This window comes from Bacillus sp. ISL-55, assembly GCF_018613155.1.
Taxonomy (GTDB): domain Bacteria; phylum Bacillota; class Bacilli; order Bacillales; family Cytobacillaceae; genus Mesobacillus.
On sequence record NZ_JAGGQU010000047.1, the window covers coordinates 1 to 24,126 of the forward strand.

Sequence of the window (24,126 nt, forward strand, 5' to 3'; positions counted from 1 at the left end):
GCGCTTGCGCTTTTTGTTCTGTCTAATGTTAAAATATAACTAAAATTTAAAAAGGGAAGAAGGAGTACATATGCTTTCTAAAGAAGATACGGTAATCGGCTTTATTGGTACAGGAGTTATGGGGAAAAGCATGGCAGGCCATCTGCTTGATGCGGGTTATCAGCTCGCCGTATATACCAGAACAAAGGAAAAGGCTGCTGACCTGCTTGAAAAAGGAGCGGTATGGTCCGAATCGCCGCGTGATGTAGCACAGAAGGCAGATGTTGTTTTTACGATTGTTGGCTATCCATCAGACGTAAAAGAAGTTTATTTGGGGGAGAACGGTCTGATTGACCATGCCAAGCCAGGAAGTTATTTAATTGATATGACAACCTCGACTCCTTCCCTTGCAAAAGAAATACATGAAAAGGCAAAAGAGAAGGGAATTCATGCAATTGATGCGCCAGTTTCCGGCGGGGACATCGGTGCCCGTGAAGCAAGGCTTGCTGTCATGGCGGGTGGCGATGATGAGGCTTTTCTTCAGGTAGAGCCCTTGCTAAATATCCTGGGCACTAATATTGTTTATCAGGGGCAGGCTGGTGCAGGTCAGCACACAAAGATGTGCAACCAAATTGCGATTGCTTCCAATATGATTGGTGTATGTGAAGCGATTATCTATGCTGAAAAATCTGGCCTTGACCCAGAAACCGTTTTGAAAAGCATATCGACCGGAGCAGCAGGCAGCTGGTCGCTTTCCAATCTGGCACCAAGAATAATTGACGGCAATTTCGAGCCGGGGTTTTACATCAAGCACTTTATCAAGGATATGAAAATCGCCCTGGATGAAGCGAAGCGTATGGACATGCAAGTGCCAGGACTTTCTTTGGCGTTGTCGCTATATGAGCAAATCGCGGAAAAAGGCGAAGAAAACAGCGGTACACAGGCACTATATAAGTACTGGAAACAATCATAATATTTTCTAGTCATAGTCCCCTCCTCAGGTAAAGATACTAAAACCTAAAGGAGGGGATTATTATGGCTAAAAGGACGAAAAAGAACGACACGCAGCAAAAGAACAAAAAGGGTTTTGACTCTGCTGTAATTGATTCTGAGTTTTCACATGAAATTGGCAGTGCTGCAACCAATAAGATCCATAAGGACAAGGCGAAAAAAGAGAAAGCTTCTAAGAATAACGGGAAATACAAGGCATAATGAAAAGCCGTTCCTGCCGATTTAGGAACGGCTTTCCACTTTACTTCCGCAAATAACTTTCCAAACGATGCAGCCCTTCTTTTAGCGTATCCATTGAGTACGCGTAGGAAAGTCTGAAATACCCTTCTCCTAATTCAGAGAATGCACTCCCGGGAACCACTGCCAGCTTCGCTTCATTGACCAATTCCATACAAAAATCAAATGATGAAATATTGGATGCCGGAATTTTGACAAAAAAGTAAAACGCGCCATCAGGCTTGATTACATTAAGACCCATAGATTGAAGCCTGTTGAATACATAATCTCGCCTTGAAGCATACTCCTGCTTCATTGGCAATGCGTCATCCACCCCGGCTGTCAATGCCTCTAAAGCAGCCATTTGTGAAATCGAAGTCGCACATGTCACATTATATTGATGCACTTTCAGAATGTGTTTTGCAAGATATTCAGGCGCAAATAGCATGCCTATTCGCCAGCCGGTCATCGAGTGGGATTTGGATAGTCCATTGATCACAATGGTTTTTTCTTTCATGAACTGGGCAATTGAAACATGCTGCTGTTCATAAACAAGCTCACTGTAGATTTCATCTGCCAGGACAAAGATTTCCCTGTCTTTTAGCAGCTGTGCGATTTCTTTCAGTTCCTCTTCATTCAAGCTGACCCCGGTCGGATTTGACGGATATGGGAGGACGATACACCTTGTTTTGTCGGTGATCAGGCTATCAATCAACTCGGCAGTCATCCTGAATTGTGTATTCCTGATATCCGCATAGACCGGTATGGCACCGCAAAGTTTGATAATTGGTTCATACCCTGGGTAAACAGGTCCCGGGATGATGACTTCACATCCTTCTTCAAGAATGGTCCTGAAAGTTATATCAATGGCTTCACTTGCTCCTGCAGTAATAATTGCTTCATGTTCTGCTGAATAATCGACATTATATTTTTTACGGTAAAAGTCCGCCGCTGCCTCCCTTAGCTGGATTAGTCCAGCGTTATGGGTATATGTAGTGATGTTATCATCTATCGCTTTCTTGCCAGCTTCTTTGACATGTCCAGGTGTCGGAAAGTCAGGCTGGCCTATGGTCAAGGAAACCATGTCTTTCACATCTGCAACCATATTAAAGAATTTCCTGATTCCTGAGATTTCTATATTTTTCACCCTATTGTTAATTAAATGTTCCACGTCTTTCATCCCTCCGATTGAATATCACTATTTTACCATGATGAATGAGAAAGATGTAAAATTCGTCATTACGGTCAAAAAGGTTATTTAGATTGAGCGGCGAATATTATTTTTAAGTAATAACTAAAAGGAGAGATTCAAGTGAATTTGGAAGAGATAAGACAACATTATAAAGAATTTAATGGATGGATCCATTCGCTCAAGGGCCTGTCAGAGGCTGAATGGAATAAGCCTTTAGGGGATGGAAAATGGTCGGTTGCTGCGGTTGTGTCGCATCTGCTTTTCTGGGATCAATACTCATTAAAGGAAAGGTTCCCTTATTTCATTGAAGGAGCTGAATTGCCTTCCTACCCTGATTTTCAAAGTGTCAACGAACGAGCACGCGAATACGCAGAAAGTACCACAAAAGAAGAGATTCTCAGTGGCCTTCTTACTGTTCGAGGAGAATTCCATAAGATGCTTGAAGCAATGGACAATGACAAGTTGGCTGTGTCATTTAAAATTTCCGATCACCACATGACGGTTGGCGCATATCTGGTCGATTTTATCCAGCACGACCTTCATCATCAAAAGCAAGTAGATGCAGCATTAGGCAGGACATTAGTGAATTGATTCAGAGGGCAAACCGAGCTTTCGGTTTGCTTTTTATTTAATCTCAAAACCTGGTTTGTATAAAGTAATCTTGCCGTTTTTGTGACAATAGAACATTTTTTCGTTTCAAGCACCTTGTTTCTCAAGTCTTTGACTAAACAGTTTAAATAGTCGTGCCGATAAGAGGTATATAGTACTAATTTTATATAGAGAAGGAAGAACAATATGAATGATAGCAGTATTTTATTAGAATCAGGCACGAATGAACTGGAAATTGTCGAGTTCGGCATTGGCCAGAATAAATTTGCGATAAATGTCATGAAAGTTAAAGAAATCCTCAATCCTGTACCTGTAGTGGCAATTCCGAACGCCCATCCATTTGTGGAGGGAATCATGGAACTTAGGGGAGAAGTGCTGCCGGTCATCAATGTCGCTGCTGCGCTGGGCCTAAAGGAGTCAACAAATCCACAGCAGGACAAGTTGATTGTCGCCGAATTCAATCAGATGAAGACAGTCTTCCATGTCCATACCGTTTCGCAAATTCACCGCATTTCCTGGGCTCAAATAGAGAAGCCGTCAGAAATGTATCAGGGACAGGAGAGCCAAATAATCGGAGTAATCAAGTTAGGCGGAGAAATGGTGCTTTTCCTGGACTTTGAGAAAATCCTTCTTGAAATCAATCCTGATTCTGGAATCAAGGTCAGCGATGTCAAGAAACTTGGTCCGAGGGAGCGATCATTGAAGAAAATTGTGATTGCAGAAGACTCTGCGATGTTAAGAAAAATGCTTCATGATACTTTGAGTGAAGCTGGATTCCAATACCTTGAATTTTTTGAGAATGGACAAGATGCCATTACATATCTTGAACACCTGGCAGAGAATGCTGATGATTTTTCAGAGGCAGTACAGCTTGTGATCACAGACATAGAAATGCCGCAAATGGATGGACATCACCTGACAAAAAGGATAAAAGAACATCCGGTTCTGGAAAAACTTCCTGTTATCATTTTTTCATCATTAATCACGAATGAATTGCGCCATAAGGGTAGTGTCGTCGGAGCAGATGCCCAGATCAGCAAGCCGGAGATAAGTGAATTAGTTCTTAAAATAGATGAATTGATTTTATAATCAAAAAGAGAAAGCTGGTTTTCAGCTTTCTCTTATGAAAAAAGGTCAATGTCCGGATCCAGCACTTGTCGGTTAAGGGTACCGTTCTCCAAGCTTCTTGAATACAGGTTTCGCATATTTCCTTGTCTTGCCTGCTCCGGCTGTTTCGGTGGATTCTTTCAACCCTGTGTAGGCTGACAATAACCTTTTCGCTGTAGTCAAGGAAATGGTGGCCTTCGGGTTCCTCACTGACTGATCCAGCTTACCTAAGTGGGGAAGGTGCTCGAAATCCTGTTTGGTCGGCGGGATATGGAATGTGTAATCACCGCAAACCACTAGTACGTCTGATTGCTGCTGGCTGTTTCTCGGGTTGTTTGAAAAATGGAGTCCTGTTTTTTTTGCTTTGCCTTCACGCAGCATTTTTTTAATCGCATCATGTTTTAACTGATATAAATACTTTGGATTGGGAGCAGTCTTGGCATGACGATTCACAGTGAAGATTGCTTGTGAGAGGTTCTCAATCGTTGGACGGAGTGAGGGGATCTTGTTCCTTTCATTATTCAATGGGTTAGGCTCCTTTCATTTTTGTTAAGCATGTCTTTTTTTACTATTTTTATTATACCCTTTATTTGGCTGATTGAGAAATAGAAGCCATTTAAGAGTGCTCTTTTCTCAAACTTTGTTGCTATTGAATACAAATAGGATTTCAAGATCTGTTTTTTTCGTAAAGTTGACTCTTTTTATGAGAAAAGAGCATTCAAACTTAGTGCCGACCTGCAAAATGGCTTTTTATTACGTTAAAATCGGCTTTAGGATCTTAACAACAATCTTTACGAAAACAGCGTTTAATAGAGAACTATCGGGTGATTCTGACTCTAGTTCCATTTGGAACTTGCCGAGCCAGCTCAAGAACATCTTTGTTATGCATCCGTATACATCCTTTCGAAACGGCTTTGCTAATCGAAGCAGGATTATTTGTTCCATGAATACCATACCCAAGTTTTGATAACGACAACCACATGGAGCCGTATGGGCCGCCGGGATTAGGTTCTCTGTTCACAATCACATATTCGCCAACCGGAGTTTGCGTCAGCATTTTTCCGATGCCAACGGGGTAGGATTTTATCAGCGTGCCTGAACGGAAAAGTGAAAGCCTTTTGTTGCCCAGTGAAACGGAAATCGAATAAGGAATAGAAGCTGGGTCTGGAAGTCCCGGAATTGCAATTCGCTGTCCAGGATAGATTAGTGCGGGATTCGTGATACCGGGATTGGCCGCAAGGAGTTGTTGAAGCGTCCTGCGATAATTAGCGGCAATCACCGCTAGCGTTTCTCCTCTTTTAACAATGTGATACATGGAATCTCCTCCTCTAATGCAGTCTATGCTGGATGATTGGAGAGGGCACCTTTCGAGAATCTTTTGTCGTTTTTTAGCGAAAGATTGTAAATTTTTAAAAAATAGTATCGTTTTTCCTTATTTTAAAGAGTAAAATAGGAATATAAAACTAGTTCGCAATCATGGACCAGGTACTATTGTACTTCTGGAATGAGGATGGTTTGATGAATCAGATGAAGCAATCAAGAATAACTAAAAGAAGAGGCATTTCTGCTTCGACAAAAATAGAACAGATGATTTTAGATATCATCTTTAAACATGTAAAAGATCTTGTTTTTATCATGCAGATCGAACCGGGTTACCAATTCCGTTATTTATTCGCCAATGAGAATGGTCTTCACCATGCAGGGATGACTGTTAGTGATATCGGCAGGACGATGGATGAGGTCCTATCTCTAAACCATCTGAATCCGTTAAAAACACAATATATTAAGGCAGTAAAAGAGGGCGTGGAAGTCGTTTTCCATGATGAAGTAGACATGGATAACGACAATCAGGTTCTTGGAGAGACGCTTTTGACTCCCATCAAGGATGAAGACGGAGAAGTAAAATATGTTGTAGCCGTAACCAGGGATATAACAGAGAATTTTAAAGAAAAAAATAGATTGATTGATAGCGAACAACGATATCGTTCGCTTATTGACCATAATCTGGATGCTGTTTTTTCAATTGATTTAAAGGGGAAGATCCTTGATGTCAATCCGGCCGCTCAATTATTGACAGGCTATACGGTCAAACAGCTTAAATCGAAGAGAATCACGAGCTTAATATGTGAAAGTGACCTGCATCCCTTTAAGGAAGTGTTATCCGATACGAAAATGGGTAATTCAAAGGAATCCCTCGATTGTCGGTTCATGCACCGAAAAGGAAAATTCCTGACGGTCCATTTAAAGACAATTCCGATCGTGATTCATTCTGAAATTAAGGGCATGTATATCATAATCAGAGATCTTTCCGAGCAGGCAAAAAGCACAGAACTGATTAAATACATGGCATTTCATGACCAGCTGACTGGATTGCGCAACAGGCGCGCCCTCCTTGATCAACTGGATAGTCTTGTCAAAAATAAAAAAAAGCAAAAGACCGAATTTGCCCTTCTGTTTCTGGATATAGATCGTTTCAAGTATTTGAATGATACACTTGGACATTTTGTTGGTGACCAGATTTTGAAGCAAGTTGCCGATCGATTGATTGACATCCAAAAAGAAAACTGTACTGTTTACAGACAGGGCGGCGATGAATTTATCATCGTACTAGAAAGAACAGGCAGAAAAGCTGCTGGGGAATTTGCGCAGAAAGTATTATGCAGATTCAATGAATCTTTTTATTTTAATTCCCAAGAGTACTATATTACACCGAGTATTGGAATCAGTCTTTTCCCGAATGACGGGAAGGATGCTGAAACACTGATTAAACATGCCGATGAAGCTTTATATAGCGTAAAAGAAAAAGGAAAGGCCCATTTTCAATTTTATCGCTCAGACATGCAGTCTACCGGGGTAAATATCATAGCGCTCGAGGCTCATTTGCGAAAAGCTATCGAACGGGACGAACTTGAACTCTATTATCAGCCGCAGATCAATCTGCTTACCAATGAAATATCAAGCTTCGAAGCATTGCTGCGCTGGAACAACAGTGAATTCGGCTTTATTTCACCAGCTGAATTCATCCCTCTTGCAGAGGACACAGGTTTGATTATACCTATTGGAAACTGGGTAATCGACCGGGCATGCCGGCAAGTCAAGGAATGGACGGAGAAGGCGGGAAAGCCAATCAGGATTGCTATCAATATATCTCCTAAGCAATTCATGCAGCTGGATTTAGTGCGGATCATCAAGAGTTCGATAGAGAAGTACAATATTGAGCCATCTCTTCTTGAAATCGAAATTACCGAGGGAGCAATGCAGGATACAAAGGAGACGATCCCAATTCTTAAGCGGTTGAAGGATTTGGGAATCAAAATTTCGGTTGATGATTTTGGAACTGGGTATTCGTCGCTTAGTTATTTGAAACAGTTTCCGATCGATGTATTGAAAATTGACCAAAGTTTTATAAGAGATATAAAGTATAACGGCAAGGATGCCGCAATCATAACAACGATCATCCACTTGGGCAACAGCCTTGGAATGGAAGTGATTGCCGAGGGTGTCGAGGAGCAGAGCCAGGTTGATTTCCTGACAAATGCCGATTGTGAAAAAGCGCAGGGTTTCTTTTTTGCAAGACCATTAAAAGCACAGGAAGCTGAGGAAAAGTTTATCCTGAAACAAAAAACAAGCAGCTGATCAGCTGCTTGTTTTTTCACTTTTCAATGTGAAAATCGCAAGTTCAGGCTGGGACAAAAACCTGAACGGGAGCCTGGTCGTTCCAAGACCGCGGTTCACATATAGAGTCAGACCGTCGTTGGGGCCAATAGTATAAAAACCCTCCACATATTTTTCGGCAAAAGGCGGGGTAACCAATGGCCCGTAGAAAGGAATCTGGATTTGTCCTCCATGGCTATGTCCGCTCATCTGCATTTGGATTGGATGTTGTGCAGCTTCTTCTGCCTTGTCTGGAGCATGGGATAAGAGGATTGTATATGAGTTTGCAGGTATTTTGGCCATGGACGCGTTCAGATCCGGTTTACCGAGCATAGCATCATCAATTCCGGCAATCCATATTGAACTGCCATCGAGAAGCTTAATGTTAGCTGAGGTGTTCAATAATAATGTGAATCCTGATTGATCCATTATTTGTTTATATAGATCTGACCCGTATCCCCCATGGTCATGGTTACCATACACCGCAAACTTTCCTAACGGGGCATCCAGGCTGCTCAAAATGGAAATAAGCTTGTTTTTTTCAGTGAAGTGTCGGGGATCGTCAAGTAAATCCCCAGTAAAAACAATCAGGTCAGGCTTCTGGTTATTGATCTTGGTAATCAATTGATTCAGCTGTTCCATTGTATACTGGAATCCAATATGGGTATCGCTGAACTGAATGACCCTGACTCCATCAAACCCGGATGGCAACGCGGCATTTTTAATAGTATGCCGGGTAATATCAAGCATGCGGGGTTCAACTTCACGGGCATAAAAATAGCTCCCTGTGCCGAGTCCTGCAGCAGTCAACAAGGTTCCGACTGCCCTTTTTATAAAAGTCCTCCGAGTGATTTGTTCAGACATGAAAAATACCAACCTATTCCCGAATTTTCTCTACTATACTAGCAAACAAACAAGGAAATTAGAAGTGCCATTTTAGGGAAGGGCCTGATTCATGATGTTTTTAATTAATTCTAGAAGGGAAGAGGAAGGAAATATGACAGGTCCTTAATAGGTAAATGTATTCGAGGTGTTGTTGATGGATGATTATGATAATAGGATGGAAATGATATTTATTCCCGCAAAAAATGGACATATAAAGGTTTTTGTATATGGTTTTAATCGTTTAGGAACATGGGGGAATTCAGTAGCTGTCTTTAATGGCGAGAGTGCTGTCGCGAAAGGTTTTAATAAAAAAAGGACGATCGTCCATTCGCTTGTAAAGCTTCACAGGTCACTTGAAAAAAAGAGGAGAGAAAATTAAAAGTCACTGTTATTGTTCCCATGCTTTCCGCCTGAATCGGCTTTCCTCCGGGCAATTCATTAGAAAAGATCCTATAAAAAAGACAAGGCCGGAATTAATTCCAGCCTTATCCCATATTTTAACGGTAACTGACTGCTCTTGATTGCATCGCTTTCCATGATGCAATAAAGCGATCTTTGTTTACTGACACTTGCTTTCTGCCAGATAGGGGGTCGTTCAGATAGACCGATGTTTCATTGAACCCGACCAGGACTACTGCGTGAAGGTCTAGTGGCGTTTTGATGACCTCATTGCCATGGTTCCAGGATTCCCACCGATCTGGCAGCCGATAATCACCGGTAGTCCAAACAACTGCTGGATAGCCATCGGATACATGCTCAAGTACTTCGCTAAAATCTTTGCCTGTCAAATTGACGGCTCTGCCTGGTAAATACCGATTAATTAAATCAACCATTGGTTTATCGAAGACCGCGTAACCTGCCTGCTTTCCGGTCATATCTCCAACAAAACCTTCCGCAGGATTCCCCCAGCTCAAAATATCACCGTTAGCTGATCTCTTTAGAGGATCATTATCTTTCTTTATCTCATTGAAAAGCTTCATTTTATCTGTATCAGCTCCGGCATATTTCAGCATCATCGCCAGGCTGGTTACTTCACAACCGTATTTCAACTCCGGATTTTGTTTGATCAAGGGTACATTCATTAACGCTTTACTTTTTTGTTGTTGCTCTTGTTTTTCTTGATTTTGAATAGGGTTTGGGACCGCAATATCCTGAATTGGCTCAGGATTTTCATTCGAGATGATTGGTTCATTCAAGGTTTTCTGCATTTGTGTTTCATTTTCGGCGGGCGAGCCGTGGCTGCATCCAAGCAATGGAAGAAGAATGCCGATGAAATGCCACGTTTTCATGTCATCATCCTTCCATAAGCCTATATTTATTTTTGGTTTAAAAGATGATTTTATGACATGAGGAAAATGGAAACAGTGTAACTGAGGGAATACTCATATTATGGTAAAATCATTCATATCACATTAGTGGGTTGTAATTTCTCAAGCAGTTGCATTTTGAAGGGAGGTTTCCGTTTTAATTGGACGCTCTGGATATCTTAACCAACCTTGAACATGTCGTTCCTTTTTTTCAGCCGATTTTTAATGCGGATGAGCATAAAATCATAGGGTATGAAGTTTTGGGCCGGTATATTGACGGAAAAGATGATATAAGTCTCGGGTCTTTTTTTCAGGATGATTCCATCCCGGAAGAGTATCGGCTCGAAGTTGAAAATGTTGTTTTTAACAAAGCGATGGAAGTTGCCTCTCACACCGTGGAGCAGGAGCTTTTATGGTTTGTAAACAGGGATGCAGGTTTACTAATGATGGATGATGGAGAAGGATTTTTGCAATTGATTCTTTCTTACCAGGAAAAGGGGATCAAACCTGAGCAAATTGTACTTGAAATTTCCGTCTCCAACGAACAAGGTCATATACAGCATCTAATCAACTATTACAAAACCTTTGGGATTAAAATAGCTATGGATAAAGTTGGAAATGAAAGCGGCTATTTTGAGCGCATTGCAGGGATTGAACCTGAAATCCTAAAAGTTGATATGTCCTCTCTTAGGTCCAATAACTCTGGTCCTGCTTATCTCGATGTCCTCCATTCTTTATCAATTCTCGCGCGCAAGATTGGCGCAACCCTATTGTTTGAAAACATCGAAACCCCTTACCAGCTGCAGTTTGCCTGGAAGAACGGAGGCAGGTTATATCAAGGGTTTTATCTGATTAAACCTCAAAGGGAATTAGTTAAAAAAGATATTCTCAGGGAAAAATTAAAGGCTGAAATTCATGGGTTTATTCTATCCGAGAAGAAAAGGCTTCATGCTTTTTTTGATTTGAGAATCGAGTTGCATACAAAGTTCCAGGATCTGATAAACCGCCATAAAAAATGGCCAAATCCAAGCGAGTTCCTCATGTCCCTTGGAGACAGCCTTGATGGAATTGCCTTCCGGATGTATATATGTGACGAAGATGGTTTCCAGCTATCGCCAAACCTTTATAAAACAGGAGATCAGTGGCTGCTGCAGCCAAAATACGAGGGTAAGAACTGGAGTTGGAGGCCTTACTTCCTCGAGAATATCATTAGAATGAGGACAGGAAAAAAAGGAATCCTGTCAGACCGCTACAGTGACATTGAAACGGGGGACGTCATTCGGACGTTTTCACTGCCTTTAAATGAAACAGAGTTTTTATTTGTTGATTTGAGCGCTTCCTTTCTTAATCAACGTGAAGGGTTATTTTAACAAGCCGAAAAGAGCATAGTAAAACGGAATATGCACAATTTATATATACAGCCTTCTATAAGGGGGAGATTAATTGAGCATATATACGACCATGCTTTTACTGGCAGGTGCAGGGATACTGGTTGCTGGCCTTTTCTATACCTGGACTTTCGGAAAGGGACAGAAAAGGGCTCAAGGCAATCTGGATTCCCAGATTCCTGGTGCTGTCCAGGAACACGCTTATATCCGCAACCCGATTTTTTTGACATATATAATTGTTCTCTCCATTGCCCTGTTGTTCGTCGTTTATTTTGCAGTGACTACTGGAACAGGGTATTAACCTCCAAATGGGGGTTATTTTTTTGGTTAAAATGAAATGTCACCTGATAAAACTACAATTTTTTTGACATATGCGTTAGTTCGAGTCATATGAGGGTAAATTGATAGTGTGAAACAGATTTTTCTGTCAGATGCTGATGTTATTTTACGAATGAATTTCGTAATCAAATAGGGTAAATGTTGGTAAAATTGTATTTACTAGTCATCACGGAGGAGGGGGAGAAAATGGACAAGCAATTCAAGCTATTATTTTTGATTTTATCGTTTTTATTATTTATGGTTCCCGCCAACGCATTTGCAAATTCAGATTTGGATGGCAGAGAAGAAGTTTTCGCATTCCTCGGTAAGGCGTTTGATTCACAGGTAACCTTAAGTGAAAAAAGCCGGAGTATGGAGGAAATTGAAGAAGTACTGGATCCTTATTTTACAGAGGACTATAAGTCCCGATTCATAGAAGAGAATGTGGTTGGACAGGAAAATGATTACCAGACTTACGGAACAGACTTCGCTCTATATTATATTCCGTTTTATGCCTTTTCAGAAAAAACAAAAGTCGTCGAAATGGAGAATGAAATTTATGTCATCGAGTTTTTCCCTGGCAACACGGAAGGACCTGTAGGCTATAAAGATCATTATGAAGGCTTGAAGCTCGTTAAAGAGACTGGTAAATGGAAGGTAGCAGATTACTTGTATGATGAGGTTCCACAGGGAGTAATCAATAAAGCCTATCCGGAAAAAGCGAAGGAGCAGGATCAGGCTGCAAACACTGAGAACGAAGAAAAGCCGACGATCGAAAAATTGGTGTTTGGACCGAATTTCTCAACGCTGAAGACGTTCATGGAGTTAGGAGTAATCTTCAAAAATGAGAGCAGGACATTGTTATTCGGTTTATTATAGAAATTATTAAGCGTGAAATCTGATAATAGATTTCACGCTTAATTTTTATTCTTGTATATCCAAGACCTTTTTCAACTTCTCAAGGTCAAAGCCTGTGATGATTTCTTCCTCAATCACGATCGTAGGTGTGGAATAGGAGTTGTAGATTTCAGTAAGTTCTTTCCTGCATTGTTCATCTTGGTTGATATTTTTTTCAGTATAGGCAAAACCGAATTCATTTAGGAACATTTTAATGATTTTACAGGGAGGGCAATCGTTCTGGGTGTAAACAATGATTTCGGTCATGTTAATGGGTTCCTCCAGGATTCTTGTTTAAATAATGAGCCAGCCCCATGGCGCTGACATTTACATCGAGATATAGCAGTTCGTATATCGGATGCTGATCTGACAGTCCCAGCTGGGTTAAGTGAGTTTTAATTTTATCATAAAGTTTCTGTGTAATGTACTCAACTTGTTTTTCTGGATGCTTTTCCTCTTGAACTGCCTGTTTTGCTTCTGTAACGAAAATTTCAAGCCAACTCTCCACTTGCCTGAAAGCTTCAGATGGTTTTTCTGACATGCCATAATGTCCAAAATAAATTCGCTCTAGCCCGAGGTCCTTAAAACGGCTTATGGAATGAAGCATTTTTTCCGGATCAAACTGGTTGGGTGAGGTCGTAGGCAGGTAAAATTCTATGCCTTCGCGATCAAGCTGCGGATAAAAAATCCCGGCGGTGTCACCAGAGAAAATCCCGTTTGTTAGCGGGTGATAGATACTGAAGTGGTGGTTTGCATGGCCTGGCGTATCTAAAAATTCAAGTGTCAGTGTCTCACTTATTTTTAGAGTGTCGCCGTCGCCTTTCACCACCAGGCGCTCTTTGGGAATCTCAACGATCGGGTCAAATAGCTGCGAAAACTTTTCACCATATACAGCCTTTGCTCCCATTATCAATCTTGAAGGGTCAGCTAGATGCCTGGCGCCCTTTGGATGAACGATTACTTTAGCATTAGGGCAATGCTGGAGCATCAATCCTGCTCCCCCTGCATGGTCTAGGTGTATATGTGTCACAATTATGTAGGAGATATCGGCTGGAGTTACACCTAGTGCTTGCAAGCCTTCAAGGATATAGGGAATGGAGGGACTTGCGGATGTTTCAATAAGCGTCACCTTTTCTTCGGTCAAAACATATGTACCTGTGCGTTCCGCCATATTTAAATCAAAATCATCAATCAGAAAGACATTTGCGGATAGTTTCAATGGTTTTTTCAAAAAATCACTCCTTTTCAAAGCTTTTACTTGTACATCGTCTGACATTATTTTATTCTGTTAATATTGACATGTAAAGAATTGTGTATAGAAAATTCTGAAATCATTTTACATGGATATAAATAGGCCAATTGCAAAATCTATTTATAAGTTATTGGTTTTTGTTTTGAAAGGAGAGGAAGCATAATGTCACAGCTTCAGGGAATAGTCACTCGTTTAAAGAATCTGCAGGAGCAGTCCAATGGAGGAGAACCTGCTCAACGCTTTTTTGAAGTTAATGGAGAGCGCAAATGCCAGGTTACATATCATCCAAAAACGGAAACATACGAATTGGAAGTATACACTGACAAAGAAAAGCCGAAGAAATATCAATTCGACAACATTGATATGATTACAATCGAGATTTTTGATCTTATTCAATAATCTGTAATCTTCAATAACAATGGGACCCATCTGTGGTCCTTTTTTGTTTTGAATTCTGTATTTAATATCCTCTTTTTCTTGAGGTAAACTAAATAAAAGCGCCTCCATTCGTTTTGTGATAAAATGTAATGGAAAGAAATCCATATTAGGGAGTTTTCGCCATGATTAGTCTTTACAGCGGTGAGTTTTTAGAAGTGTCAATTAGAGACGTGATGATACCTTCTGAACGCGTAGCCCATGTCCAAGTCGGCAATAGCCTTGAGCATGCTCTTCTTGTTTTAACCAAGAGTGGGTATACTGCGATTCCTGTCCTTGACCCTCATTATCGACTGATGGGTTTAATCAGTACACCTATTATAATGGATTCAATTCTCGGCCTGGAGAGAATCGAGTTTGAGCAGCTTGAGAAAAAACGAGTCGAAGAAGCTATGAATTCGAAAATACCAAGAATCAACATCCACTCAACTCTTCAATCCTCCTTAGACCTTCTTGTAGATCACCCTTTTCTCTGTATAGAAGATGATTCAGGAATTTTTGAAGGTATTCTGACAAGACGGACCGTATTGTTGAAATTAAGCAAGCAAGTTAAAAGGTATAATAAGAAATAGACCATAAGGCAGCTCCCGGATACGGGAGCTGAATTTTTTACTTTTTAAGAAATAATAACTTTACTTTAAATACTCGCCAGCTTCAGTACTTGTCTGGGCTGAGCAAGGCGCTTGCGCTTTTCTTTAAGAGGTGTGTAAATGGGACAAGCTGAACAAAAAATGAACAAGAAGGAAACAAAACGCCCTTTTGTACTGGCAACTGTCATGCTTGCCATGTTCATGGGTGCTGTTGAAGGCACAATCGTTTCTACGGCAATGCCGGCAATCGTCGGCGATCTGGGCGGTTTTGCGTTATATAGCTGGGTTTTCTCTGCGTACTTGCTTATGAATGCAGTTACTGTTCTTATCTATGGAAAATTATCCGATTTATTCGGCAGGAAACCAATTTTAACATTTGGGATTATCATTTTCTTGATTGGTTCGATTCTTTCCGGAACCGCCGAAACGATGGAGATGCTAATTTTATACAGGTTCATCCAGGGTTTTGGAGCCGGTGCGGTCATGCCGATTGCAACCACAATTGTAGGGGATATCTATTCAAGGGAAGAAAGGGCGAAGATACAAGGGTATCTTTCCAGTGTATGGGGAATTTCAGCAGTTTCGGGACCGGCGCTTGGAGGCTTGCTAGTGGAATATGCCAGCTGGAGATATGTTTTCTGGATCAATGTCCCACTCGGTATCCTTGCCATCGCTGGTCTCTGGCTTTATCTTCATGAAGATATTGAGAAAAAGAAACATAAGATTGATTATCCTGGAGCAGTGCTCCTTACTGTGGCGATAAGTTCACTGATGATTGTCCTGGTCGAAGCGGGAGCAAATTGGGCCTGGACATCCCCACAAACGATCGGCCTGATCGGCTTGAGTGTTCTGACCTTGATCCTCTTTATTATTCAAGAGAGAAGGGCAGAAGAGCCGATGATGCCATTTAATATTTGGCGTGAACGGTCTATATTCATTGCGAATATGACCTCCTTGACAACTGGTGTCATGCTGATTGGTATTTCAAGCTTTTTGCCTGCCTTTGTACAGGGGGTCATGGAGAGGTCGCCGATTGTAGCTGGCTTCACCTTGACGGCCATGTCAATTGGTTGGCCAATTGCAGCGGCGGTTAGCGGTCGCCTGCTCTTGAGTATAGGCTATCGCAAGACTTCTCTATTTGGTGGTGCAGCATTGATTTTTGGCAGTATCCTGTTTGTCACCCTAAAGCCTGAAGCAGGTCCATTATGGGCTGCGGCAGGGTCGTTTTTCGTTGGAGTGGGGATGGGTCTTACTAGTACGGCATTCATTGTTTTCATCCAAAGTACAGTTGCCTGGCAGCAAAGAGGCATCGCAACGGCAGCCAATATGTTCATGAGAAACCTTGGCAATACAGTGGGAGCTGCCTTGCTGGGTGGAGTTCTTAATAGCAGCATCTTGAGCTACATGAAAAAGAATGGAGCAGAAGATCAGGATCTGACGATCGATACAGCCAATGTTCTGCTCAATGAATCAGAACGGATGAAGCTCCCTGAAGGATTGAAGACAATCCTTCAGGATGCGCTGACAAATGCCCTTCATTCGGTTTACATTGTTGTATTTATTTTTGCTATTGTCAGTTTACTGTTCATCTTATTCCTGCCTAAAAAAGAGAAAACTGCAGAGTGATCTGCAGTTTTCTCTGTAAATGTAAAAAGTTCATTTATAATATAAGAAAATCTTATCAAGAGGTTCAGTTATGTCATCTATTTCAGAGTTTCACCTGTTATCTGTGCTTGCACAGGAAATGAATATGAGGAAGGCCGCGGAGAGATTATTCGTATCACAGCCAGCTTTGTCACAGCGACTCCAATCGCTTGAGAAGGATTGGGGTACTAAGCTTTTCCTCCGGTCTCAAAAAGGGCTGACTTTAACTCCTGCGGGAGAGATCGTCATCCAATTCGTCAATGAGACAATTGCCAGAGAGGAAAAGGCCAGGGAATCAATCCATGCATTAAATTCAGAGGTGTATGGAACCCTTAAAATAGCTGTAGCTTCGATTGTTGGTCAAAATTGGCTGCCGCAGGTACTGAAGAAATATGTAAACCGTTACCCTCAGGCAAAAATTTCGCTTGTTACTGGGTGGAGCAGTGAAATTTCAAAGGCACTTTATGAAGATCAGGTGCACATTGGAATCATCAGGGGCACACCAGACTGGAAGGGTGTCAAAATCCATTTATTCAAGGACAGTCTGTATTTGGTGGACACGGAAATTACGAGTCCTGAACAAGTATTGGAAACAGACCGTCCGTTTATCCAATTCAAAAGTGATTCAAATTACTACCAGGAAATCCAGGATTGGTGGTTAAGGCAATTCCAGACTGCGCCAAAAAGGACAATTATTGTAGACCAGATTGAAACCTGTAAACAAATGACTTTTAACGGCATTGGCTACGCAATCCTTCCCGCAATAACACTTAATGGGGCGGAGAAGGACATTTTCAAAGTCCCGCTGCACGACGAAAACAATCAACCATTGGGAAGGGACACCTGGCTTCTTGGCTATGAATCAGCCTTCCGGTTAAAGCAGGTCCAAGCCTTCATTGATATCGTCAAAGAACATATTGTTGAGTCCAAGAAAACAGATAAATAGTTTTTCTTGTTTTAAAAACTTTTGTTTGTTAAAGTAATTTTTAGAAAAGGCTGTTTTCGCGCTGTTGCTTTATCACATTAATTCTGTGTAAGAGCAACTTGTTAATGGGAATAGGCTGAGAATACATACATAATTGGAGGAATAATTTATGAAAATGATGGATGCTAATGAAATTATTTCGTTTATTCAAAATAGCAAAAAAGCCACACCGGTAAAGGTATATATTAAAGGCGACCTGGAAGGGATCGACTTTGGCGAGAATTCCAAGACGTTCATTACTGGCAACACTGGTGTAGTATTCGGAGAGTGGTCTGAAATCAATCCGGCAATCGAAGCAAATCAGGCAAAGGTTGAAGATTATGTCGTTGAAAACGACCGCAGAAATTCAGCTATTCCATTGCTGGACATGAAGAATATCAAAGCTCGTATTGAACCAGGTGCGATCATCAGGGACCAGGTGGAAATCGGTGATAATGCCGTTATTATGATGGGTGCTTCAATTAATATCGGCGCTGTTGTAGGCGAAGGTACTATGATCGATATGAACGTTGTACTCGGCGGCCGTGCAACAGTCGGCAAGAACTGCCACATTGGTGCAGGTACTGTGCTTGCTGGTGTGATCGAGCCACCTTCAGCGAAGCCAGTCATAGTTGAAGATGATGTAGTAATCGGAGCCAATGCTGTTGTCCTTGAGGGCGTAACAGTGGGCAAGGGTGCAGTTGTTGCTGCAGGCGCAATAGTTATCGACGATGTTCCTCCTTATACGGTTGTAGCTGGAACACCGGCACGCGTCATCAAGGAAATCGATGAAAAAACGAAATCAAAAACTGAAATCAAGCAGGAGCTTCGCCAGCTTTAATAGGAAGCAAGAAAGCGTGGATAAATGGTCCGCGCTTTCTTTTATAAGGGGAGAGAACTCTATGGATACTACTACTTTCGTAAAAATTAGAAGAGATTTGCATCAAATTCCTGAGCTGGGTTTCAAGGAATTCAAAACTCAGGCGTATCTCCTTAATTTTTTAAGCAGTCTCTCTCAGGACTCCTTGGAAATTAAGACATGGAAGACTGGAATCTTTGTAAGGATCAAAGGAAGAAATCCAAAGAAGACGATTGGTTACAGAGCTGATATCGATGGTCTTCCGATTTCAGAAGCAACCGGTTTGGAATTCAAATCCCTTCATGAAGGGCAAATGCATGCATGCGGGCATGACTTCCACATGTCCATAGCCCTTGGGCTGATATCCTACTTTGTTGCTCATCCAATTGATGACAATTTGCTGTTCATTTTCCAGCCTGCCGAAGAAGGACCGGGTGGGGCTGAGCCGATGCTTAATACTGAGATCATGCAGGAATGGAAGCCTGATATGATTATAGCTTTGCATATTGCACCCGAATATCCGGTTGGCACGATAGCAACTAGGGAAGGTCTGCTTTTTGCCAATACTTCCGAACTGTTCATTGACCTTGCGGGGAAGGGCGGGCATGCTGCTTATCCGCACCAGACTAATGATATGGTCGTGGCAGCATGTGCTCTTGTGAACCAGCTTCAGTCTGTTGTTTCCAGGAATGTTGATCCACTTGACAGTGCTGTTGTAACTATCGGCAAAATCACCGGCGGCACAGTGCAAAATATCATCGCTGAAACTGCGAGGCTTGAAGGTACAATCCGCACACTGTCTGTAGAATCTATGGCTAGAGTGAAGGAAAGGATTGAAGCACTCGTAAAAGGTATCGAAGTAGGCTATCAATGCAAGACTTCAATTGACTATGGAGCCATGTATCATCAAGTTTATAATCATGAAGAATTGGCACGTGAATTTATCGCCTTTGCTGAGGAAAGTGAAAATATCGACGTGATTGTTTGTAAAGAAGCAATGACTGGAGAGGACTTTGGTTATATGCTCAAACAGATTCCTGGCTTCATGTTCTGGCTCGGTGTTAATTCGGACCATGGACTTCATCATGCCAGACTGGATCCGAATGAGGACGCCATCGGGACAGCTATTAACTTGCTGACAAAGTATATTGAGTATAAAAGCAACTAAACTGATGATTTGTCAAACCCGGCTTTAAAGTGTCAGTTAAATAGATATATCAAAAAAGAGGTGTTCGATATGAGATTGCGTCAGCCTATGCCTGAGATATCTGGAGCTACTGAATGGTTAAACGGCGAGTTTACCAGGGAACAGCTGGTTGGTGAAAAGCCGACATTGATTCATTTTTGGTCGATCAGCTGCCATCTATGCAAGGTAGCGATGCCATCGGTGAATGAACTTCGTGAAAATTATAAAGATAGATTGAATGTAATGTCTGTCCATATGCCAAGATCTGATAAAGACATGAATATGGAAGAAATCAAACAAGTAGCAGCAGAACATCAGATTTCACATCCCACCTTCATTGATGGTGAACATAAATTGACAGCAGCCTTTGAAAACCAGTACGTCCCTGCTTACTATCTTTTTGACAGAAACGGTCTATTAAGGCATTTTCAGGCTGGAGGCAGCGGACTGAAAATGCTAGAAAAGCGCGTGGACAGAGTACTCGAAGAAATGGAAAAGGAAGAATAAAAGGGAGAATCTGTAGCTAACGGACACATTTCTTCAGGAAGACCGCGAGTTTGTCCGATAGAGCCCCTCTAACGGACACATTTCATAATAAAAATCACCTTTTTGTCCGTTAGAGTAATTCTAACGGACTTTTTTCTTGCTCACCATTGATTCTTGCATCCAGAACCATTGGAACTCCTGTTTAGTCATTAATATCAGATAATTCACATATACAAAAAAATAAAAAAATTCTAACAAAGTACTGGAAATATATTTCGAAACTCGATATATTAATGTATACGTGCATTTTCTTTTTGTTAGCTTTTGTTAAGGTTTTTGTAAAGTATTGACTATTACAAGCCGCTATTCGGAAAATAAACAAAAGCATTCTAGCCAAAAAAGAATCTCTAATTTTCCAAAGGGGGGAAATGAATGGAGACATTCAAAAAATTAAAAGAATATTATTGGCCTTTTAGAAATTATTTTATATGGTCAATATTATTTATGTTGATTGTAACAGCGATTACCGTAGTTTATCCGATGATTCTGCAGCTTACAATTGATGAAGCTGTCATTGGAGGACGGTATGACCTGATTCCGCTCCTGGCTGCCGGGTTTGTCGGATCGATGGTCGTGAAAGGAATCTGTACTTACATTTATCAATATACAGGGGACCTGTTCGGGATTCACTCTGTCTATAAGCTGAGAAATTCTCTTTATGAAAAGCTCCAGTTCCTTTCGTTCCGGTATTACGACAATGCGAAGACAGGGGATTTGATGTCAAGGCTTACCGCGGATGTGGAAGGCTTCCGCTTTTTCCTAAGCTTTGGCTTCTCTGAGTTGATTCGTTTTGTTCTCTTAATCGGAATAAGTTTTTCTGTTATGTTCTATTATTCTATTTCATTGACTTTTGTGACACTTGCCACACTGCCTTTCCTTGCAGTAGTTGTATATAAGTTTGACAGAGCAGTCCATCCGGCGTTCAGGGGCATCAGAAAATCGTTTGGGAAACTGAATACAAAAGTCCAGGAGAATATTAGCGGAATTAACACGGTAAAATCACTTTCTCGCGAAGACTATGAGATTGGCAGATTCAATGCTTCGAATGGAAATTATAAAGATCAATACTTATTCACTTCGGAAATTTGGGCTAAGTATTTTCCGTTAATGGAGTTCCTGGGAAATTTGAGTGTTGTCCTGCTTTTAGGATATGGCGGATTCCTTGTTATGAATGATTCTTTGCTCCCAGGAGAGCTGGTGGCATTTTACAGCCTCGTTTGGTACATCATGTGGCCAATCATGAACCTCGGTTTCGTGGTGAATCTATTTTCCCAATCAAAAGCTTCGGGTGAAAGATTGTTAGAAATACTTGAGGCTGATGAGGAGATTGAAGAGAAGCGTGGGGCATTGAAAGTAGAAAAGCTTTCTGGTGATGTAGAATTCAATGATGTAACACTCAGGTATGGAGATGACGAAAACGAAGCTTTATACAATATAACGTTTAAAGCACGTCCGGGTCAGACAATTGGACTGATTGGTTCGACAGGTTCAGGAAAAACAAGCATTACCCAGCTGATGACAAGGTTTTACGAGCCAGTCGCTGGCCAGGTTCTCGTTGATGGCCTGGATATCAAGGATTATTCTCTCCGTTCACTTCGCAGCAATATAGGGATTGTCCTTCAGGAATCTTTTCTGTTTTCATCTTCGATCAAAGCCAATATTTCTTATGGCAATCCTGACGCTACAATGGAGGAAATCATTGCTGCAGCAAAACGTGCCCAGGCACATAGTTTCATTATGGAGCTTCCGGATGGATACGATACGATTTTGGGAGAACGAGGTATGGGGCTCTCAGGTGGCCAAAAGCAAAGAATCGCGATTGCAAGGGCGATTTGTGTCAATCCAAGTATTTTAATACTTGATGATGCCACAAGTGCAGTAGATATGGAAACAGAGTTCAAGATTCAACAAGCATTACTGGAAGTCATGAAGGGGCGGACGACGTTTATCATCGCACACCGTATTTCTTCCCTTAAGCATGCAGACGAAATCCTTGTGCTTGAAAATGGATCAATTGCTGAGCGAGGGACACATGAACAACTGATTAAGAATGGCGGAACATATCAAAAGATTTATGATATTCAATTCAAAGATCGTGAAAAGGTATCGCAAACTGGCTGAGATAAAACTCAAAAAGATTGATATCTGTCCGTCATTTTGTTCATCGCTTATTTACAAAGTACAGGGGGGAAGGTTTTGAGTAAGAAAAGAAACTCTCAAGTTTTGAAAAGGTTTCATTATTCTACTGACCAGGTTATAGATAAGCCTTTTAACTGGAAGCAGATGTCAAGGCTTTTCGGTTATATGCTGCCATACAAGAAGAATCTCGTCCCGCTTTCCATTGCTATGGTATTAATCACGACAGCGGTAAGGCTGGTTATTCCAATTTTGATCGGAATTTACACGCTTGACAGAGCTGTTAAAAACAAGGATGCAACTATGCTGTTGTGGCTGGTCGCTCTAATCGCAGGGCTATATTTGGCTTCCTATATAGCGAATATTTTCAGGATCCGCTGGATGAACCAATTGGGCCAAAATGTGATATATGATTTGCGCAAACACTTATTCACACATGTGCAAAATCTCTCCCATCGCTTTTTTGACCAGCGTTCAGCTGGATCCATTCTTGTGCGGATCATGAATGATATCAATTCTCTCCAGGAGTTGTTCACTAACGGTGTCATCAACTTATTGATGGACATCGTACTGCTGGTAGGTATTTTCTTTATTCTGTTCTCGTTAAGTCCGCAGCTTACACTGGCAATCATGGTTATTTTACCGATCATGTTCTTGATTTCAACAAAGTTGAGAAAAAATATCAGACGTTCCTGGCAGGATGTCCGCATGAAACAATCAAAGTTAAACTCCCACCTGAATGAAAGTATCCAGGGAATCAGGGTTACACAATCTTTTACTCAGGAAAAGGAAAACATGGCGTTTTTTGACGGAGTCAACGATGAGACCTTCCAAAGCTGGAAATCTGCTTCACAGAAAAATGCGATGTTCCGTCCGATGGTTGAACTGACCAACGCGCTTGGAACAGCTGTCCTGATTTGGTATGGAGCGAGTTTAATCCAAAATGGAACAATTACAATTGGTGTATTCGTCTCATTTGCCTTCTATCTCGGTATGTTTTGGGAACCAATCTCAAGATTGGGCCAGGTATATAACCAGTTATTGATGGGGATGGCTTCATCGGAACGTATATTTGAATTTCTTGATGAAAAGCCAATTGTTTCTGAGGCAGATTATCCGGTTGAACTTGAAGATATGCGCGGTGAAATTAAATTTGAAAAAGTGGTCTTTTCATACGATGATAAGCGAACAGCGCTTAAGGGGATCAGCCTCGAAATGAAGGCGGGACAGACCGTTGCTCTCGTAGGCCATACGGGGTCCGGGAAGACGACAATTGCCAATTTGATCAGCCGGTTTTATGATGCAACCTCTGGAAGGGTATTGATTGATGGTCATGACCTAAAGGAAGTTTCAATTGGCAGTCTCAGGAAGCATATCAGTAGTGTGTTACAGGATACGTTTATTTTTTCTGGGACGATTTACGATAATATTCTGTTCGGCAGGCCGGATGCAACAGAGGAAGAAGTAAGAGCTGCAGCGGAAGCGGTAGGGGCGTCCGAGTTCATCCAGAAGCTGCCGAATGGATATAAAACGGAAGTGGAAGAGAGGGGTAATATCCTTTCGGTTGGTGAAAGACAGCTCCTTTCATTCGCCAGGGCATTGCTAGCGAATCCAAGAATCTTGATCATGGATGAAGCGACGGCAAGCATCGACACAGAAACGGAAATGAAAATTCAAAAGGCATTGAAAACCCTGCTGAAAGGCAGAACGGCAATCATCATTGCTCACAGACTGTCGACAATCAGGGAAGCGGATAATATCTTCGTACTGGAAAATGGTATGATCATCGAGCGAGGCAATCATGCTCAACTTATGGAGCTTGAAGGAGAATATCATGACCTTGTCAAAGCACAATTCAATATGCTAGATGCAGTGTAAATGTAGAAAGCCTTCATTGTGAAGGCTTTTTTTTTGATTAAAATTGGAAGCATTCTTTGTCGTTATGAACAGA

The 24,126-nt window shown here is 41.5% G+C and carries 25 protein-coding genes; 18 read left to right on the forward strand and 7 right to left on the reverse strand.

The window, feature by feature from the left end; translation table 11 throughout:
- Window positions 1–70 precede the first annotated feature (70 nt).
- Window positions 71–952: an NAD(P)-dependent oxidoreductase gene (locus J7E32_RS20060; protein ID WP_214911092.1), complete on the forward strand. Its 882-nt coding sequence runs from the start codon at window positions 71–73 to the stop codon at window positions 950–952.
- A 62-nt stretch (window positions 953–1,014) separates the two neighbouring features.
- On the forward strand, window positions 1,015–1,191 hold the full coding sequence (locus J7E32_RS20065; protein WP_214911094.1) for a hypothetical protein: 177 nt from the start codon (window positions 1,015–1,017) through the stop codon (window positions 1,189–1,191).
- 40 nt (window positions 1,192–1,231) lie between these two features.
- On the opposite strand, the gene J7E32_RS20070 is transcribed toward J7E32_RS20065, so the two are convergent.
- Window positions 1,232–2,377: an aminotransferase A gene (locus J7E32_RS20070; protein ID WP_214911096.1), complete on the reverse strand. Its 1,146-nt coding sequence runs from the start codon at window positions 2,375–2,377 to the stop codon at window positions 1,232–1,234.
- A 141-nt stretch (window positions 2,378–2,518) separates the two neighbouring features.
- Between J7E32_RS20070 and J7E32_RS20075 the strand changes: the two genes are divergently transcribed.
- Together J7E32_RS20075 and J7E32_RS20080 are read left to right on the forward strand one after the other, a co-directional pair.
- A complete protein-coding gene (locus tag J7E32_RS20075; protein WP_214911098.1) occupies window positions 2,519–2,989 on the forward strand; it encodes a DinB family protein in 471 nt (156 codons plus the stop codon).
- A gap of 204 nt (window positions 2,990–3,193) precedes the next feature.
- Entirely contained in the window at window positions 3,194–4,096 is a 903-nt protein-coding gene (locus J7E32_RS20080) for a chemotaxis protein (RefSeq protein WP_214911100.1), read from the forward strand.
- A 72-nt stretch (window positions 4,097–4,168) separates the two neighbouring features.
- On the opposite strand, the gene J7E32_RS20085 is transcribed toward J7E32_RS20080, so the two are convergent.
- Both J7E32_RS20085 and J7E32_RS20090 read right to left on the reverse strand, forming a co-directional pair.
- A complete protein-coding gene (locus J7E32_RS20085; protein WP_214911102.1) occupies window positions 4,169–4,639 on the reverse strand; it encodes a YkyB family protein in 471 nt (156 codons plus the stop codon).
- Window positions 4,640–4,931: 292 nt separating this feature from the next.
- Entirely contained in the window at window positions 4,932–5,429 is a 498-nt protein-coding gene (locus J7E32_RS20090; protein ID WP_214911104.1) for a L,D-transpeptidase family protein, read from the reverse strand.
- Window positions 5,430–5,590: 161 nt separating this feature from the next.
- Between J7E32_RS20090 and J7E32_RS20095 the strand changes: the two genes are divergently transcribed.
- A complete protein-coding gene (locus J7E32_RS20095; RefSeq protein ID WP_286183621.1) occupies window positions 5,591–7,750 on the forward strand; it encodes an EAL domain-containing protein in 2,160 nt (719 codons plus the stop codon).
- Here the strand turns inward: J7E32_RS20095 and J7E32_RS20100 are convergent, their stop codons facing one another.
- Window positions 7,751–8,632 (reverse strand): metallophosphoesterase, encoded by an 882-nt coding sequence (locus J7E32_RS20100; protein ID WP_214911106.1) that lies wholly within the window; start codon window positions 8,630–8,632, stop codon window positions 7,751–7,753.
- A gap of 175 nt (window positions 8,633–8,807) precedes the next feature.
- Here J7E32_RS20100 and J7E32_RS20105 point away from each other — a divergent pair, with 175 nt between their 5' ends.
- Window positions 8,808–9,032 carry a hypothetical protein gene (locus J7E32_RS20105; RefSeq protein ID WP_214911108.1) on the forward strand — a complete coding sequence of 75 codons (225 nt, stop codon included), beginning with the start codon at window positions 8,808–8,810 and terminating at the stop codon, window positions 9,030–9,032.
- 118 nt (window positions 9,033–9,150) lie between these two features.
- On the opposite strand, the gene J7E32_RS20110 is transcribed toward J7E32_RS20105, so the two are convergent.
- Entirely contained in the window at window positions 9,151–9,942 is a 792-nt protein-coding gene (locus J7E32_RS20110) for a C39 family peptidase (RefSeq protein ID WP_214911110.1), read from the reverse strand.
- A gap of 179 nt (window positions 9,943–10,121) precedes the next feature.
- Between J7E32_RS20110 and J7E32_RS20115 the strand changes: the two genes are divergently transcribed.
- From J7E32_RS20115 to J7E32_RS20125, 3 genes are all read left to right on the forward strand, one after another.
- Window positions 10,122–11,330 carry an EAL domain-containing protein gene (locus tag J7E32_RS20115; protein WP_214911112.1) on the forward strand — a complete coding sequence of 403 codons (1,209 nt, stop codon included), beginning with the start codon at window positions 10,122–10,124 and terminating at the stop codon, window positions 11,328–11,330.
- A gap of 73 nt (window positions 11,331–11,403) precedes the next feature.
- On the forward strand, window positions 11,404–11,649 hold the full coding sequence (locus J7E32_RS20120) for a hypothetical protein (RefSeq protein ID WP_214911114.1): 246 nt from the start codon (window positions 11,404–11,406) through the stop codon (window positions 11,647–11,649).
- A 224-nt stretch (window positions 11,650–11,873) separates the two neighbouring features.
- Entirely contained in the window at window positions 11,874–12,545 is a 672-nt protein-coding gene (locus J7E32_RS20125; protein WP_214911116.1) for a DUF3993 domain-containing protein, read from the forward strand.
- A 45-nt stretch (window positions 12,546–12,590) separates the two neighbouring features.
- On the opposite strand, the gene J7E32_RS20130 is transcribed toward J7E32_RS20125, so the two are convergent.
- A complete protein-coding gene (locus J7E32_RS20130) occupies window positions 12,591–12,830 on the reverse strand; it encodes a glutaredoxin family protein (RefSeq protein WP_214911118.1) in 240 nt (79 codons plus the stop codon).
- Between the two features lies 1 nt (window position 12,831).
- Entirely contained in the window at window positions 12,832–13,794 is a 963-nt protein-coding gene (locus J7E32_RS20135; protein ID WP_286183623.1) for an MBL fold metallo-hydrolase, read from the reverse strand.
- 183 nt (window positions 13,795–13,977) lie between these two features.
- Between J7E32_RS20135 and J7E32_RS20140 the strand changes: the two genes are divergently transcribed.
- The 9 genes from J7E32_RS20140 (at window position 13,978) to J7E32_RS20180 (ending at window position 24,053) form a co-directional block, all read left to right on the forward strand.
- Entirely contained in the window at window positions 13,978–14,214 is a 237-nt protein-coding gene (locus J7E32_RS20140) for a YkuJ family protein (RefSeq protein ID WP_041965604.1), read from the forward strand.
- Window positions 14,215–14,375: 161 nt separating this feature from the next.
- Complete coding sequence (gene cbpB, locus J7E32_RS20145) at window positions 14,376–14,822, forward strand: cyclic-di-AMP-binding protein CbpB (RefSeq protein ID WP_214911122.1); 447 nt, start codon at window positions 14,376–14,378, stop codon at window positions 14,820–14,822.
- A 138-nt stretch (window positions 14,823–14,960) separates the two neighbouring features.
- The gene (locus tag J7E32_RS20150) at window positions 14,961–16,466 is read left to right on the forward strand and encodes an MDR family MFS transporter (RefSeq protein ID WP_214911124.1); all 1,506 of its coding nucleotides are present in this window, start codon (window positions 14,961–14,963) and stop codon (window positions 16,464–16,466) included.
- 70 nt (window positions 16,467–16,536) lie between these two features.
- The gene (locus tag J7E32_RS20155) at window positions 16,537–17,430 is read left to right on the forward strand and encodes a transcriptional regulator CcpC (protein ID WP_214911126.1); all 894 of its coding nucleotides are present in this window, start codon (window positions 16,537–16,539) and stop codon (window positions 17,428–17,430) included.
- 148 nt (window positions 17,431–17,578) lie between these two features.
- Window positions 17,579–18,289 carry a 2,3,4,5-tetrahydropyridine-2,6-dicarboxylate N-acetyltransferase gene (gene dapD, locus J7E32_RS20160; protein ID WP_214911128.1) on the forward strand — a complete coding sequence of 237 codons (711 nt, stop codon included), beginning with the start codon at window positions 17,579–17,581 and terminating at the stop codon, window positions 18,287–18,289.
- Window positions 18,290–18,350: 61 nt separating this feature from the next.
- Complete coding sequence (locus tag J7E32_RS20165) at window positions 18,351–19,475, forward strand: N-acetyldiaminopimelate deacetylase (RefSeq protein WP_214911130.1); 1,125 nt, start codon at window positions 18,351–18,353, stop codon at window positions 19,473–19,475.
- Window positions 19,476–19,544: 69 nt separating this feature from the next.
- The gene (locus J7E32_RS20170) at window positions 19,545–20,000 is read left to right on the forward strand and encodes a TlpA family protein disulfide reductase (RefSeq protein ID WP_214911132.1); all 456 of its coding nucleotides are present in this window, start codon (window positions 19,545–19,547) and stop codon (window positions 19,998–20,000) included.
- A gap of 411 nt (window positions 20,001–20,411) precedes the next feature.
- Window positions 20,412–22,160 carry an ABC transporter ATP-binding protein gene (locus J7E32_RS20175; protein WP_214911134.1) on the forward strand — a complete coding sequence of 583 codons (1,749 nt, stop codon included), beginning with the start codon at window positions 20,412–20,414 and terminating at the stop codon, window positions 22,158–22,160.
- A gap of 75 nt (window positions 22,161–22,235) precedes the next feature.
- Window positions 22,236–24,053 (forward strand): ABC transporter ATP-binding protein, encoded by a 1,818-nt coding sequence (locus J7E32_RS20180; RefSeq protein ID WP_214911136.1) that lies wholly within the window; start codon window positions 22,236–22,238, stop codon window positions 24,051–24,053.
- Window positions 24,054–24,126 lie beyond the last annotated feature (73 nt).